The organism is Streptomyces sp. NPDC029122 (assembly GCF_055569445.1).
The window spans coordinates 153,188-167,380 of sequence record NZ_JBVHWK010000011.1 but is presented as its reverse complement, the minus strand read 5'-3'; the positions used below and the strand labels follow the sequence as shown (position 1 = coordinate 167,380).

The following is a 14,193-nucleotide window of genomic DNA, read 5'->3' as shown; positions in this document are numbered from 1 at the left end:
TCGCGGAGCAACGGGAAGCGATGTCTAGCAGGATAGATGGCGATAAGTCGGGACAGGTTCCGAGTACGGTCCGGCGAATCTTCCGCGGACCACGGCCGGAGTCGGTGCCCGGTCTCGTAGGTACGGCCGTCATGATCGTCGGCCTTCTGGACATCGCGGCGGGCGTCTTCCCGCGATTCCGCCACAGCCGGATCCACGCGGTCACCGAGGTGCTGCCCGGTTCCCTGGGCCCCTTCGCCGCGGCCCTGTCCATCAGCGCGGGCGTGCTCATCCTGCTCCTCGCGCACGGTCTCAAGCGCCGCAAGCGGCGGGCCTGGCGGGCCGCCGTCATCCTGCTGCCCGCCGGCGCCGTCGCACAGTTCGCGTACCGCCACTCCGTCATCGGCGTGGTGATCTCGGCCGTCCTCCTCGCGCTGCTGGTGCGCCACCAGGCTGAATTCAAGGCCCTGCCGGACCCGCGCAGCCGCTGGAAGGCCCTGGCCAACTTCGTCCTGATGAGCGCCGGCTCCATCGGCCTGGGCCTGGTCATCGTCAACGTGCACCCGAGCAAGGTCGTCGGCCGCCCCAGCCTGTACGAGCAGATCACCCACGTCGTCTACGGTCTCTTCGGCTTCGAGGGCCCCGTCGACTACGCCGGCCGGGTCTCCTGGACCGTCGGGTACTCCCTCGGCGCCCTCGGCATGCTGACCGCCGTCACCACGATCTACCTGGCCTTCCGCCCCGAGCACCCGGCCGCCCGGCTCACCTCCGACGACGAGGCGAAGCTGCGCGAGCTGCTCACCAAGCACGGCGGCCGCGACTCCCTCGGCCACTTCGCGCTCCGCCGCGACAAGGCCGTCGTCTTCTCCCCCAGCGGCAAGGCCGCCGTCACCTACCGCGTGGTCTCCGGCGTGATGCTCGCCTCCGGCGACCCGGTCGGCGACGTCGAGGCCTGGCCCGGCGCCATCGAGCGGTTCATGGAGGAGGCCAAGGCCCACTCCTGGACCCCGGCCGTCGTGGGCTGCAGCGAGACCGGCGGCGAGGTCTGGACCCGAGAGACCGGCCTGGACGCCCTGGAGCTCGGTGACGAGGCCATCGTCGACGTCAAAGACTTCTCCCTGTCGGGCCGCCCGATGCGCAACGTCCGCCAGATGGTCAAGCGCATCGAGCGCAACGGCTACACCACCAAGGTCCGCCGGGTCAGCGAACTCACCGAGGAGGAGCTGACGGCCGTACGCGGCGCCGCCGAGGCCTGGCGCGGCACCGACACCGAGCGCGGCTTCTCCATGGCCCTGGGCCGCGTCGGCGACCCGGGCGACGGTGACTGCATCATCGCCACCGCGCACCGCGTGGAGGAGGGCGACAGCAGCCCCTTCGGCGACCTCAAGGCCATCCAGCACTTCGTGCCGTGGGGCAAGGACGGCATGTCGCTGGAGATGATGCGCCGCGACCGGGGCGCCGACCCCGGCATGAACGAACTGCTGATCGTCGCCTCCCTCCAGCAGGCCCCCGAGCTGGGCATCGAGAAGGTCTCCCTGAACTTCGCGATGTTCCGCTCGGCCCTCGCCCGCGGTGAGAAGATCGGCGCCGGACCGGTCCTGCGGGCCTGGCGCGGGCTGCTGGTCTTCCTCTCGCGCTGGTTCCAGATCGAGTCGCTGTACAAGTTCAACGAGAAGTTCCGCCCCCGCTGGGAGCCGCGCTTCATGGTCTTCCGGCACAACCGCGACCTGCCGCGCATCGGCTTCGCCGTGATGCAGGCCGAGGGCTTCGTGACGCTGGCGCTGCCGCGCCTGTTCGCCAGCCGTCGCCGTCCCAAGCCGGTCCGCACCTGCGCCCACACCATCCACACGGCGAAGGTCCCGTCCCAGCAGGAACGCGAGATCCAGGTGGCGTAACCCCTCCCGGCGCGGGGGGGGGTGGCCCTCGGCCCCGCCGCGCCGGACTCCGTCCGGGGTGGTCCATGTCGGGCCGGTGGCCCGCCCGGCGGGTGGTGGCCGCTGCGCGGAGCGGTCCCCTCCCCGCCCTTCCACCGTTCCCCGGGCCCTGCCCGGACCCCGCGCCTCAAACGCCGGCGGGGCTGGAGATTCCAGCCCCGCCGGCGTTCGGCGTTCCCGAGCCACGCCGGCGTTCGCCCTTCCGGGCCCGCCGACGTCCGGGCCTTCCAGCCCCGCCGGCGTTTGAGGCGCGGGGGTGGGGGCGCAGCCCCCAGGAGACGGGGGCCGGGGCGCAGCCCCGGGGAACGGAGCAGGGGCCCGGGGGCGCAGCCACCGGGAACGGGGTCCGGGGCGCAGCCCCGGGGGAACGGGCGAAGGGCGGGGAGGGGACCGCTCCGCGCAGCGGCCCTCCCACCCGCAGGCGACCACAGGCCCCGGCCGCACCCCCCGCCGCGGCTCCGCCGGACGGAGTCCGGCGCAGCGGCGCGAAGCCGGGGAGGCCGGCTACGGCCGAGCCGCGCGAGCGGCGCGTGGAGAAGGCGTGGCCGGCCACGGCCGAGCCGCGCGAGCGGCGCGTGGAGAAGGGGCAACCGCCCGGCCGGGGCAAGGGCTCTACCCTGGAGCCCATGAACAGCAACCTCGGGCCGGCCCCCAGGGGCAACGTCACAGGGCTGCCCGACTGGGACCGCTGCGCGGTCATGGGCGTCGTCAACGTCACCCCGGACTCCTTCTCCGACGGCGGCCGGTGGTTCGACACCACCGCCGCCGTGAAGCGCGGCCTCGAGCTCGTCGCCCAGGGCGCCGACCTCGTCGACGTCGGCGGCGAGTCCACCCGCCCCGGCGCCTCCCGCGTCGACGCCGAGGAAGAGCTCCGCCGCGTCGTCCCCGTCGTGCGGGGCCTGGCCTCCGAGGGGGTCACCGTCTCCGTCGACACCATGCGCGCGGCCGTCGCCGCCCAGGCCGTGGCGGCCGGCGCCGCGCTCGTCAACGACGTCAGCGGCGGCCTCGCCGACCCCGGGATGGTTCCCGCCGTCGCCGCCGCCGAGGTCCCCTTCGTCGTCATGCACTGGCGCGGCTTCAGCGACGGCATGAACCGCCTCGCCGTCTACGACGACGTCCTCGCGGAGGTCACCGCCGAGCTCCGCACCCGCATCGACGCCGTCGTCTCCGGCGGCATCGCCCCCGAGCGGCTCATCGTCGACCCGGGCCTGGGCTTCGCCAAGAACGCCGAGCACGACCTGGCCCTGGTCGCCCGCCTCCCCGAGCTGCGGGCCCTCGGCTTCCCCCTCCTCGTCGCCGCGTCCCGCAAGCGCTTCCTCGGCCGGGTCCTGGCCGCCGCCCCCGACGCCGCCCCGCCGCCGGCCCGCGAGCGGGACGCCGCCACCGCCGCCGTCTCGGCGATCGCCGCGCACCAGGGCGCCTGGGCCGTACGGGTGCACGAAGTACGGGCGACCGCCGACGCGGTTCGGGTGGCCCGTGCCGTGGAAGGGGCTCTGTGACCCGCCGGACGCACACCCGCCGGACGTACAGGGAAGGGGCACGGTGAGCCGTACCGACATCGAAGCCGTGGAAGAGGCCAACACCGCCTTCTACGCGGCCATGGAGCAGGGGGACTTCGACACGCTGTCGGCGCTCTGGCTCGAGGACGAGATCTCCTGCGTCCACCCCGGGTGGCCGGTGCTCTCGGGGCGGGGCGAGGTGCTGCGCTCGTACGCGCTGATCATGTCCCACACCGAGTACATCCAGTTCTTCCTGACCGACACCAAGGTGGCCCTCATAGGCGACACGGCCCTGGTCACCTGTACCGAGAACATCCTCAGCGGGGGCCCGGCCGAGGAGGCCGGGGAGCTGGGTCCGCTGGTGGGCCAGCTGGTCGTCGCCACGAATGTGTTCCGACGCACACCGGAGGGCTGGCGACTGTGGTCCCACCACGGTTCTCCGGTGCTCACGGACTCCGATGACGAGGAAGAAGAGGGCTCCGGCTGACCCCAAGGGCGGGGCCCCGGGTTTATCGCAGGTAAATTCGAAGGTGGACGACGCCGACCGCACTCGGCGTAGGCCCATGGCCCCGGGGAGTCCCGGGACCGGAAGAACCTACGAAAGCAGGAGTGATTCGCGTGGATCGTGTCGCGCTGCGCGGCCTCAAGGCTCGCGGGCACCACGGCGTCTTCCCCCGGGAGCGCGAGGAGGGCCAGACCTTCATCGTCGACCTCGTGCTGCACCTGGACACCCGCCCGGCGGCCGCCGGGGACGACCTGGCCAAGACCGTGCACTACGGGGTCGTCGCGGAGGAGGTCGTGGACGTGGTCCAGGGCGAGCCCGTGGACCTGATCGAGACCCTCGCCGAGCGGATCGCCCAGCAGTGCCTCAAGCACGAGGCCGTGGCGCAGGTGGAGGTCGTCGTGCACAAGCCGGACGCGCCGATCACCGTCCCCTTCGACGACGTGACCATCACGATCACCCGGAGCCGCGCATGAACAACGGACTGAACGCCCAGAGCGACCCCACGGTCCAGCCCGTACCCGCCTCCGTCGTCGAGACGGTCGACGCGGCGGACGTCACCCTGTCCAACCCCAAGTGGGCCGTCGTCGCGCTCGGCGCGAACCTCGGCAACCGCCTGGACACCCTCCAGGGCGCCATCGACGCCCTCGGGGACACCCCGGGGCTGCGGGTCAAGGCCGTCTCCCCCGTCTACGAGACGGAGCCGTGGGGCGTCGAGCCCGGCTCGCAGCCCTCGTACCTGAACGCCGTCGTCGCGCTGAAGACCACCCTGCCGCCCTCGTCGCTGCTGGAGCGGGCCCACGCCATCGAGGAGGCCTTCGACCGGGTCCGCGAGGAGCGCTGGGGGCCGCGCACGATCGACGTCGACATCGTCACGTACGCCGACGTGGTCTCCGACGACCCCGTGCTGACCCTCCCGCACCCCCGGGCGCACCTGAGGTCCTTCGTGCTGGCCCCCTGGCACGACATCGACGCCGGGGCCCTGCTGCCGGGCCGCGGCCCCGTCGCGGAGCTGCTGGCCGCGATCGGGCTCACCGGTGTCACGGCACGCCGCGACCTGGAACTCCGCCTGCCGGAATAGCCGTTAGCTTGTGCGGTACCAGTCACCGAGTGGGGATGTGCAAGTGAAGCAACTGAGGCCGGCGGTCCTGGCGGGCATCTTCGCGAGCGCCGGTGTGCTGTCCTGGGCGGGCGCCCGCTTGTGGAACGCGTACGGCACCCTGCCGGGCGTCCCGCTGGCCGCGCCGATCGTGCTGGCGGTGATCGCCGCCGTGCTGCTGGCGACGGCCCTGTCGATGCGCGCCCGTCTGAAGGCCCAGCGCGAGCGCCGGCCGGGGGCCAAGGGCGTGGAGCCGCTGATGGCGGCCCGGGCCGTGGTCTTCGGCCAGGCGAGCGCCCTGGTCGCGGCCCTGGTCGCGGGCATGTACGGCGGCGTCGGCGTCTTCCTGCTGACCGATGCCCTGGACGTCCCCGCCCGCCGCGACCAGGCCTGGTACGCGGGGGGTTCGGTCATCGCCGGAGCCGCCGTGGTGGCCGCCGCGCTCTTCCTGGAGCACGTCCTGAAGCTCCCCGAGGACGACGACCCGGGCAAGGCCCCGGCCACCGCCTGACCCGGGGGCTCACTCGTAACGGTCCCCCAGCCACTCCCAGAGCGGACGCGGCCCGGGCCCGCGGTCCTCCCAGTCGCAGAACTGGAGGTCCGCCAGGGCGCCCTCGAAGGCGAACAGGGTCGCCTCGCCGTCGTAGCCGCCGTCCGGGCCGAGCAGGGAGGCCCCGGCGACGGGGCCGAAGCGCCGGCCGGTCGGCGCGGCCGCCGCCGCCGTGGTGTCCACCCGCAGGTACACGCAGGGACAGGCGCAGCCGCCGTCCCGCATCTCGGTGTACGGGATCTGCGCCCGCAGGGCCCGGTGGACGTCGGATCCGCCGTCGAGCAGCAGCTCCAGGGTGCGCCGTACGTCCTCGCTCAGCGGCTCCCAGACGGCGGGTTCCGCCACCGGTTCAGCGCGCCATGATGAGGCTCATGGCCTCGTTGCGGGTCGCGGGGTCGCGCAGCTGCCCGCGGACCGCCGAGGTGATGGTCTTCGCGCCCGGCTTGCGGACGCCGCGCATGGTCATGCACATGTGCTCGCACTCGATGACCACGATGCAGCCGCGCGGGTCCAGGATCTCCATCAGGGAGTCCGCGATCTGCGTGGTCAGCCGCTCCTGGACCTGGGGGCGGCGGGCGTACACGTCCACGAGGCGGGCCAGCTTGGACAGTCCGGTGATCTTGCCGTCGGTGGACGGGATGTAACCGACGTGGGCCACGCCGTGGAAGGGGACCAGGTGGTGCTCGCACGAGCTCATGACCTCGATGTCCTTCACCAGGACCATCTCGTCGTGGCCGAGGTCGAACGTCGTGGTCAGGACCTCTTCGGGCTTCTGGTAGAGGCCGGCGAATATCTCCCTGTACGCCCGCGCCACGCGCGCCGGGGTCTCCAGGAGGCCTTCCCGCTCCGGGTCCTCGCCGACCGCGATCAGGAGCTCTCGGACGGCCGCCTCGGCGCGCTTCTCGTCGAACTCGCCGATCGTGCCCTCGCCACCGGTCAGGGTCACTGGGTCGGTCATCTCATCCTCGTTCCTGTGCGCACGCGCGGCCTTCGTGCAAATGTGCCGCGCCCCCCAGGCTAGAACCTGGGGGGCGCGGCTTCCATTCCGGGTGGGTCAGGCTTCGGGGCGGTCCTCCGGGGCCACCTCGATGCCCTTCTCCGTCGAGACCGGCGCGGCGGCGGCCGCGGCCGCCGCGGTGCCGTTCGCGGCGTTCGTCAGCTGGAGCTCCTTGGGCGAGAGCACCGGCGGACGGGTGGAGGGGGTACGGCGGGAGGAACCGGTCCACGCCGGGCGGGCCGGACGCTTCACGATCGTGGAGAAGATCTCCGCGATCTCCTCCTTGCCCAGCGTCTCCTTCTCCAGGAGCGCGAGGACGAGGTTGTCCAGGACGTCCCGGTTCTCGACCAGGATCTCCCAGGCCTCGTTGTGCGCGGTCTCGATGAGCTTCTTGACCTCTTCGTCGACCAGCGCCGCGACCTCTTCCGAGTAGTCCCGCGGGTGCGACATCTCGCGGCCCAGGAACGGCTCGGTGTTGTCCCCGCCGAACTTGATGGCGCCGAGGCGCTCGGTCATGCCGTACTGGGTGACCATCGCGCGGGCCGTCGCCGTGGCCTTCTCGATGTCGTTCGCGGCGCCGGTGGTCGGGTCGTGGAAGACCAGTTCCTCCGCCGCGCGCCCGCCCAGCATGTAGGCGAGCTGGTCGAGCATCTCGTTGCGCGTGGTCGAGTACTTGTCCTCGTCGGGCAGGACCATGGTGTAGCCCAGGGCCCGGCCGCGGGACAGGATCGTGATCTTGTGGACCGGGTCGGAGTTCGGGGAGGCCGCCGCGACCAGGGCGTGTCCGCCCTCGTGGTACGCGGTGATCTTCTTTTCCCTGTCCGACATGATCCGGGTCCGCTTCTGCGGGCCCGCCACGACGCGGTCGATCGCCTCGTCCAGCATGTGGTTGTCGATCAGCTTCTTGTCCGAGCGGGCGGTCAGCAGGGCCGCCTCGTTCAGCACGTTGGACAGATCGGCACCCGTGAAGCCGGGGGTGCGGCGGGCGACGGCCGAGAGGTCGACGTCCGGGGCGACCGGCTTGCCCTTCTGGTGGACCTTGAGGATCTCCAGACGGCCCTGCATGTCGGGACGGTCGACCGCGATCTGGCGGTCGAAGCGGCCCGGGCGCAGCAGCGCCGGGTCGAGGATGTCGGGGCGGTTCGTGGCGGCGATCAGGATGACGCCGCCCTTCACGTCGAAGCCGTCCATCTCGACCAGCAGCTGGTTGAGGGTCTGCTCGCGCTCGTCGTGACCGCCGCCGAGGCCCGCACCGCGGTGCCGGCCGACGGCGTCGATCTCGTCGACGAAGACGATCGCCGGCGCGTTGGCCTTGGCCTGCTCGAACAGGTCACGGACACGCGAGGCACCGACACCGACGAACATCTCGACGAAGTCGGAACCGGAGATCGAGTAGAAGGGAACGCCGGCCTCGCCCGCGACGGCACGCGCGAGCAGGGTCTTGCCGGTGCCGGGCGGGCCGTAGAGCAGCACACCCTTGGGGATCTTGGCGCCGACGGCCTGGAACTTCGCCGGCTCCTGGAGGAACTCCTTGATCTCGTGGAGTTCCTCGACGGCCTCGTCCGAGCCCGCGACGTCGGCGAACGTCGTCTTCGGGGTGTCCTTGGTGATGAGCTTCGCCTTGGACTTGCCGAAGTTCATGACCCGGGAGCCGCCGCCCTGCATCTGGTTCATCAGGAACAGGAAGACGACGACGATGAGGACGAAGGGCAGGAGCGAGAGCAGCACGCTCAGGAACGGGCTGGTCTTGTCCGGCGTGACGGAGTAGCCGTCCGGGATCTGACCGGCTTCGAACTTGGTCTGGAGGTTCTGGGCGAGCTGGACGCCCTGATCCCCGATGTAGTTGGCCTGGAACTTGGTGCCGCTGTTGTTGCCGAGCTTCTGGCCCTTCTTCAGCTCGATCTTGATCATCTGGCTGTCACCGGTGGTCAGCTTGGCGCTGTCCACCTGGCCACTGTTGATCGCCTTGATGACCTCGCTGGTCTCCACCGACTTGTAGCCGCCGCCGGAGCCGACGACGTTCATCAACACGACCACGGCGAGGACGGCCAGCACGATCCACATGACCGGCCCACGGAAGTATCGCTTCACGTCCATCCATACGGGGTGCCGGGCACCCCGTCCCTCCTGCCCGTAGGTAAATGCTGCTGTGAGTAAAGACTGTTCTTCGGAATGTACCCCTGAATTGTCACCCGTGGCCTCGTGGGACGGCTGACAGACCCGCCTTCCCAAGCTCCAACGTCGGAAGCCGCCCCCGGGTTCCCCGGGGGCGCCGCCGGTGACGACGTCCGCGAAGGACGGGGTCAGCCGCCGTAGACGTGCGGGGCGAGCGTGCCGACGAACGGCAGGTTGCGGTACTTCTCCGCGTAGTCGAGGCCGTAGCCGACGACGAACTCGTTCGGGATGTCGAAGCCGACCCACTCGACGTCGATGGCGACCTTCGCGGCCTCGGGCTTGCGCAGCAGCGTGACGACCTTCAGGGAGGCCGGCTGGCGGGAGCCCAGGTTCGACAGCAGCCAGGACAGGGTCAGGCCCGAGTCGATGATGTCCTCGACGATCAGGACGTGCTTGTCCTTGATGTCGGTGTCGAGGTCCTTCAGGATCCGCACCACGCCCGAGGACTGGGTCCCGGCGCCGTACGAGGACACCGCCATCCAGTCCATGGTGAGCGGGGTGGACAAGGCGCGCGCCAGGTCCGCCATCACCATCACGGCGCCCTTGAGCACACCGACGATGAGCAGGTCCTTGCCCGCGTACTCCGCGTCGATCTTCGCGGCCAGCTCGGCCAGCTTCGCGTCGATCTCTTCCTTGGTGATGAGCACCGACTGGAGGTCGTTGCCCATGTCCTTCTCGTCCACCCGCATCACTTTCGTTGTCGGCCGGGGCTCCGGGGGGTGCCCCCGGAGGACTCAGCCGTGTTTCAGCACCAATCAGCCCTGCCGGATGACAAGTCTGCCACCCTGCCGCTGGGCCTCGACGCGGCCGGGCAGGTTGATGGCGCCCTGGCCCCGCCATCCGGTGATGAGGCGGTCGACTTCCTCGATGTGCCGGGCGAAGAGCGAGCCGGCGGGGGAGCCCGCCGCGACCACGGCGCGGCGCAGCACCCGGCGGCGGACGGCCGGGGGCAGCGCGTACAGCTTGGCGCACTCCAGGCGGCCGTCCTCGTCGCGCACCCCCGCCTCGGCGTCGGCGGCCCAGGCGTCGAGGGCGTCGGCGTCGTCCCGGGAGAGCTGGGCGGTGCGGGCGAGCGCTTCCACGACTCCCTTGCCGAGCGCCTTCTCGAGGGCGGGCAGTCCCTCGTGGCGCAGCCGGGAGCGGGTGTAGGCGGGGTCGAGGTTGTGCGGGTCGTCCCAGACGGGCAGCGACTGGACCATGCAGGCCTTGCGGGCGGTCTGCCGGTCGATCTGGAGGAACGGGCGCCGGTAGCGGTGGGTGCGGCCGGGGCCTCCGCTGACTTCGGCCATGCCGGACAGCGAGCGGATGCCGGAGCCGCGGGCGAGGCCCAGCAGGACGGTTTCCGCCTGGTCGTCGCGGGTGTGGCCGAGCAGCACGGCGCAGGCTCCGAGCCGGTCCGCGGCCTCGTCCAGGGCGGCGTAGCGGGCGTCGCGGGCGGCGGCCTCGGGTCCGCCTTCGCGGCCGACGCGCACGGCGACGGACTCCACCGGGTCGAGGCGGAGCGCGGTCATGCGGGAGACGACCTCCGCGGCGCGCAGGTCTGAGCCGGCCTGGAGGCCGTGGTCGACGGTGATGCCGCCGGCCCGGATGCCGAGCTTGGGGGCCTCGAAGGCGAGGGCGGAGGCGAGCGCCATCGAGTCCGCGCCGCCGGAGCAGGCGACGAGGACCAGCGGCGCGGTGCCTGCCGTGGCGCGGGGGGAGGGACTGTCGGTGAGGCCGGTGAGGACGTCGTGGAGTACGCGGCGGACCGCCAGGCGTATCGCCGCGACCGCAGGATGGGGACCCATGTCCGGTGCCCTTCGTGGAGTTCGGATGCTCGGAGGAGGCTTCGGGTGTTGCGCGGGGAAGATGCGGAATGTCACTCAGAGTGCGTCGATGGTGACAGAACCGAGCCGTTCCCCGAGCATCGCACGCCCTTCCACGCCTCACGGTCCCTCGGAAGGGTGATGCTGCTTCCCCCAGTGAGACATGTTTACGCCTCCGGCTTCATCCTTCTCCGCTCCCCGCGCCCCCCTTGCGGTGGACGCGGGCCACCCAGTCCGCGGGCCGGGCGATCTCGGCCTTGGTGGGCAGGGTGTTCGGCGAGGTCCACACCCGGTTGAAGCCGTCCATGCCGACCTGGCCGACGACGGCCCGTACGAAGCGCTCGCCGTCGCGGTACTGGCGCAGCTTGGCGTCGAGGCCGAGCAGCTTGCGCAGGGCGACGTCGAGGCGGCCCGCGCCGCTGGCCCGGCGCTGCTGGAACTTCTCCCGGATCTCGGCGACGGAGGGGACCACCTCGGGTCCGACCCCGTCCATGACGAAGTCGGCGTGGCCCTCCAGCAGGGACATGACGGCGGTGAGCCGGGCGAGCACCTCGCGCTGCTCGGGTGTCTGGACGAGTTCCACCAGGGAGGGGGCCTCGTCGCCGCGCTCGCCCTCGGCGCGGGCTCCGGCGAAGGACTGGACGGCCTCGCGCAGCCGCTCGAGGACGGCTCCGGGCTCCATCTCGGTGGCGGCGAGGAAGGTCTGGATCTCGCCCTCCAGATGGGCGCGCAGCCAGGGCACCGCCGTGAACTGGGTGCGGTGCGTCTCCTCGTGCAGGCACACCCAGAGCCGGAAGTCGTGCGGGTCCACTTCGAGCTCGCGCTCCACGTGGACGATGTTGGGGGCGACGAGCAGCAGCCGGCCGCCGGTGGCGGCGCCGCCCGGCAGGTCGGGGCCGACGGGCGCGAAGGTCTCGTACTGGCCGAGCACGCGGGAGGCCAGGAAGCTGAGCAGCATGCCCAGCTCGACACCGGTGACCTTGCCGCCGACCGCGCCGATGACGGCGCCGCCGGGGGTGGCGGAGCGGCGGTCCTGCATCTTGCCGAGGAGCGGGCCGAGCAGTTCGCGGAAGCCCGCGACGTTGGCCCTGACCCAGCCGGCCCGGTCGACGACGAGGACGGGGGTGTCGGGGAGGGGCGAGCCCTCGGGGATCATCCGGGTGAACGCGCGCACGTGCTCCTCGGAGGTCCTGGCATGCCGGCGGAGCTCCGCCACCACGGCCCGGGCCTCGTCACGGCTGACCTCCGGACCCGGCCGTACGATCCGGGTCGCGGTCGCCACCGCGAGGTTCCAGTCGACCATCTCCGCACCACCGATGCTCGTCATGCGTCAACCGTACGTGGACCCGCGCCGTGGCGGACCCCCCTCCGCGGCCCGATGCGCTACGAAGTGACCGCGACGGCGGCGGCCAGTTTGTCGAGCCCCTTCTCCGCGGCGGGGCCGTCGGGGGCGTTCGCGGTCAGGAAGGCGAAGGCGAGCAGGCGCCCGGACGGGTCGACGACGGTCCCGGCGAGGGAGTTCACGCCGGTCAGGGTGCCGGTCTTGGCCCGCAGCAGGCCGGCTGCCGGGGAGGAGCCGGCGTTGCGGGCGCGCAGGGTCCCGGTGAAGCCGGCGACGGGCAGTCCGGTCAGGACCGGCCGCAGCTCCGGGTGGCGGGGGTCGGCCGCCTTGGCGAGCAGTCCCGTCAGGAGGCGGGGGCTGACCTTGTCGGCGCGGTTGAGGCCGCTGCCGTCGGCGAAGCGGGAGCCGGTGAGGTCGACGCCGAGGGAGGCCAGCTTCTCGGAAACGGCCTGCTCGGCGCCCTCGAAGCTGGCGGGCTTGCCGGCGGCGAGGGCGGTCTGGCGGGCGAGGGCCTCGGCGATGTCGTTGTCGCTGTGGGTCAGCATCCGCTCGACGAGCCCGGCGAGCGGGGTGGAGAGGGTGGTGGCCAGGGGCTGCGCCCCGGCCGGGGCCTTCGCCCCGGCGGGTTCGCCGTTCACCTTGATGCCGCGGTCGCGCAGCAGGGCGGCGAAGGCGCGGGCGGTGTCCCCGGAGGGGTCGTCGGTGCGTGCGGCGGGCCCGGCGGCGGAGTCCGCCCCGGGAGCTCCGGCCTGGGAGGTGTTGCCGGGGCGGCCCTCGTCGGCGGTGAGGGCGGTGACGGGGGCGATGTTGTCGTTGCGGCCGATCGGGTGGCGGACGGCGCCGGTGTAGAGGGAGTCGTCGTAGCCGAGGGTCACGGTGTCGGTGCCGGCGGCCTTGAGGGCCTGGGCGGTGTCGGCGGCGAGGGCGACGAGGCTGCCGCCGGAGCCGGCGGGGCTCTTCTTCCTGGCGGTGAGGGAGGGGTCGCCGCCGCCGACCAGGACGATCTCCCCGGGGCCGGCTCCGGGGGCCACCGTGGTCCGGATCCGGTGTTCGGGGCCGAGCGCGGCCAGGGCGGCGCTCGCGGTGGCGATCTTGATGGTGGAGGCCGGGGTCATGGCCTCGCCAGCCCCGGACTCGTAGAGCACCCGGCCCGTCGCGGTGTCGACCACCGAGGCCGCGCGTACGGTGCCCAGCGCCGGGTCCGCCAGCAGCGGGGCCAGCGTCCCGGCGAGCGCCCCGCCGTCGGCGGCCGTGCGGGTGCCGAGCCCGGCCAGCACTCCGGGGGCGCTGGGCGCGGCCTGCGGCGGGGCTCCGGCGGCGTGATCTGCACCACCCGTACGGTCCCAGGAGGCGGCCCTCGCCCGCTCGGCCTTACGCTGGCCGGAGTCCCACGGACCGGCGGTGGCCACCGCCGCCGCCGAGAGGGCGAGGCCGGCGACGGCCGACCCCGCGATGAGCTGCCACGTCTTGACCAATGGCACCTCAACCAGCCCCTTTCGCGATCACACATATGCGTGAGGGACACTTAACCACTGCGTCTTGCCGCGAGCATGGCACCCCACCCGGCTGGGGGTACTCCCCCGGCCTCCGGCCGGGGAGGCTGGGCCGGACGCGCTATCACTCGAAGCAATCAAGCTTCGGCACGAGGCCGGAGCTGATCATGGAGGAGCAGGACGTGGAGTTCGACGTCACCATCGAGATCCCCAAGGGTTCGCGGAACAAGTACGAGGTGGACCACGAGACCGGCCGGATCCGTCTGGACCGTCGCCTCTTCACCTCGACCAGCTACCCCACGGACTACGGCTTCGTCGAGAACACCCTCGGCGAGGACGGCGACCCGCTGGACGCGCTGGTCATCCTTGACGAGCCGACCTTCCCGGGCTGCCTGATCAAGTGCCGCGCGATCGGCATGTTCCGCATGACGGACGAGGCGGGCGGCGACGACAAGCTGCTGTGCGTGCCGGCCTCCGACCCGCGTGTCGAGCACCTGCGCGACATCCACCACATCTCCGAGTTCGACCGCCTGGAGATCCAGCACTTCTTCGAGGTCTACAAGGACCTGGAGCCGGGCAAGTCGGTCGAGGGCGCGAACTGGGTCGGCCGCACCGAGGCCGAGGCCGAGATCGAGGCCTCGTACAAGCGCCTGGAGGCCCAGGGCGGCCACCACTGAGCTGCGCCGCTCGGTAACGCCTGACCGCTGCGGGGGGGGGCCCCCCCCCCCGGGGGGGAGAGGAGAGGAGAAGGGGGTTGTGGGGGAGGGGGGGGGGTGGAGGGGGAAAAAGGGCGATAAGGGGGTGGTGTGGGGCTGGTT

At 72.2% G+C, this 14,193-nt stretch carries 14 protein-coding genes; 7 read left to right on the top strand and 7 right to left on the bottom strand.

Annotated features, from left to right (window positions below; genetic code table 11):
• The first annotated feature begins 20 nt into the window (after window positions 1–20).
• The 6 genes from ACZ4WZ_RS16195 (at window position 21) to ACZ4WZ_RS16170 (ending at window position 5,524) form a co-directional block, all read left to right on the top strand.
• Complete coding sequence (locus tag ACZ4WZ_RS16195; protein ID WP_467890481.1) at window positions 21–1,874, top strand: phosphatidylglycerol lysyltransferase domain-containing protein; 1,854 nt, start codon at window positions 21–23, stop codon at window positions 1,872–1,874.
• Between the two features lie 665 nt (window positions 1,875–2,539).
• Window positions 2,540–3,412 (top strand): dihydropteroate synthase, encoded by an 873-nt coding sequence (folP, locus tag ACZ4WZ_RS16190; protein ID WP_467890478.1) that lies wholly within the window; start codon window positions 2,540–2,542, stop codon window positions 3,410–3,412.
• A gap of 43 nt (window positions 3,413–3,455) precedes the next feature.
• Entirely contained in the window at window positions 3,456–3,899 is a 444-nt protein-coding gene (locus ACZ4WZ_RS16185) for a nuclear transport factor 2 family protein (RefSeq protein ID WP_467890475.1), read from the top strand.
• Window positions 3,900–4,030: 131 nt separating this feature from the next.
• The gene (gene folB / locus ACZ4WZ_RS16180; RefSeq protein WP_030010912.1) at window positions 4,031–4,390 is read left to right on the top strand and encodes a dihydroneopterin aldolase; all 360 of its coding nucleotides are present in this window, start codon (window positions 4,031–4,033) and stop codon (window positions 4,388–4,390) included.
• Complete coding sequence (folK, locus tag ACZ4WZ_RS16175; protein ID WP_467890472.1) at window positions 4,387–4,995, top strand: 2-amino-4-hydroxy-6-hydroxymethyldihydropteridine diphosphokinase; 609 nt, start codon at window positions 4,387–4,389, stop codon at window positions 4,993–4,995. The genes folB and folK overlap by 4 nt, the downstream gene beginning before the upstream one ends.
• A 43-nt stretch (window positions 4,996–5,038) precedes the next feature.
• Window positions 5,039–5,524, top strand: a complete 486-nt coding sequence (locus tag ACZ4WZ_RS16170; RefSeq protein WP_467890469.1) for a DUF3180 domain-containing protein — start codon at window positions 5,039–5,041, stop codon at window positions 5,522–5,524.
• Window positions 5,525–5,533: 9 nt separating this feature from the next.
• On the opposite strand, the gene ACZ4WZ_RS16165 is transcribed toward ACZ4WZ_RS16170, so the two are convergent.
• From ACZ4WZ_RS16165 to dacB, 7 genes are all read right to left on the bottom strand, one after another.
• Complete coding sequence (locus ACZ4WZ_RS16165; RefSeq protein ID WP_467890466.1) at window positions 5,534–5,908, bottom strand: hypothetical protein; 375 nt, start codon at window positions 5,906–5,908, stop codon at window positions 5,534–5,536.
• A 4-nt stretch (window positions 5,909–5,912) separates the two neighbouring features.
• Window positions 5,913–6,521 (bottom strand): GTP cyclohydrolase I FolE, encoded by a 609-nt coding sequence (gene folE, locus ACZ4WZ_RS16160; protein WP_467890464.1) that lies wholly within the window; start codon window positions 6,519–6,521, stop codon window positions 5,913–5,915.
• Window positions 6,522–6,617: 96 nt separating this feature from the next.
• Window positions 6,618–8,657, bottom strand: a complete 2,040-nt coding sequence (gene ftsH, locus ACZ4WZ_RS16155; protein ID WP_467890462.1) for an ATP-dependent zinc metalloprotease FtsH — start codon at window positions 8,655–8,657, stop codon at window positions 6,618–6,620.
• A 206-nt stretch (window positions 8,658–8,863) separates the two neighbouring features.
• A complete protein-coding gene (hpt, locus tag ACZ4WZ_RS16150) occupies window positions 8,864–9,424 on the bottom strand; it encodes a hypoxanthine phosphoribosyltransferase (protein WP_007264874.1) in 561 nt (186 codons plus the stop codon).
• Window positions 9,425–9,490: 66 nt separating this feature from the next.
• Entirely contained in the window at window positions 9,491–10,522 is a 1,032-nt protein-coding gene (tilS, locus tag ACZ4WZ_RS16145) for a tRNA lysidine(34) synthetase TilS (protein ID WP_467890458.1), read from the bottom strand.
• 199 nt (window positions 10,523–10,721) lie between these two features.
• Window positions 10,722–11,867, bottom strand: a complete 1,146-nt coding sequence (locus ACZ4WZ_RS16140) for a zinc-dependent metalloprotease (RefSeq protein WP_467890456.1) — start codon at window positions 11,865–11,867, stop codon at window positions 10,722–10,724.
• Between the two features lie 56 nt (window positions 11,868–11,923).
• Window positions 11,924–13,363: a D-alanyl-D-alanine carboxypeptidase/D-alanyl-D-alanine endopeptidase gene (dacB, locus tag ACZ4WZ_RS16135; RefSeq protein WP_467890454.1), complete on the bottom strand. Its 1,440-nt coding sequence runs from the start codon at window positions 13,361–13,363 to the stop codon at window positions 11,924–11,926.
• Window positions 13,364–13,557: 194 nt separating this feature from the next.
• Here dacB and ACZ4WZ_RS16130 point away from each other — a divergent pair, with 194 nt between their 5' ends.
• The gene (locus ACZ4WZ_RS16130) at window positions 13,558–14,052 is read left to right on the top strand and encodes an inorganic diphosphatase (RefSeq protein WP_361600844.1); all 495 of its coding nucleotides are present in this window, start codon (window positions 13,558–13,560) and stop codon (window positions 14,050–14,052) included.
• Window positions 14,053–14,193 lie beyond the last annotated feature (141 nt).

Coding starts and splice junctions, on each gene's coding strand:
- ACZ4WZ_RS16140 (WP_467890456.1), bottom strand. CDS start 11,867: ATGACGAGCATCGGTGGTGCGGAGATGGTCGACTGGAACCTCGCGGTG.
- folP (WP_467890478.1), top strand. CDS start 2,540: ATGAACAGCAACCTCGGGCCGGCCCCCAGGGGCAACGTCACAGGGCTG.
- folE (WP_467890464.1), bottom strand. CDS start 6,521: ATGACCGACCCAGTGACCCTGACCGGTGGCGAGGGCACGATCGGCGAG.
- ACZ4WZ_RS16195 (WP_467890481.1), top strand. CDS start 21: ATGTCTAGCAGGATAGATGGCGATAAGTCGGGACAGGTTCCGAGTACG.
- tilS (WP_467890458.1), bottom strand. CDS start 10,522: ATGGGTCCCCATCCTGCGGTCGCGGCGATACGCCTGGCGGTCCGCCGC.
- folK (WP_467890472.1), top strand. CDS start 4,387: ATGAACAACGGACTGAACGCCCAGAGCGACCCCACGGTCCAGCCCGTA.
- hpt (WP_007264874.1), bottom strand. CDS start 9,424: ATGCGGGTGGACGAGAAGGACATGGGCAACGACCTCCAGTCGGTGCTC.
- ftsH (WP_467890462.1), bottom strand. CDS start 8,657: ATGGACGTGAAGCGATACTTCCGTGGGCCGGTCATGTGGATCGTGCTG.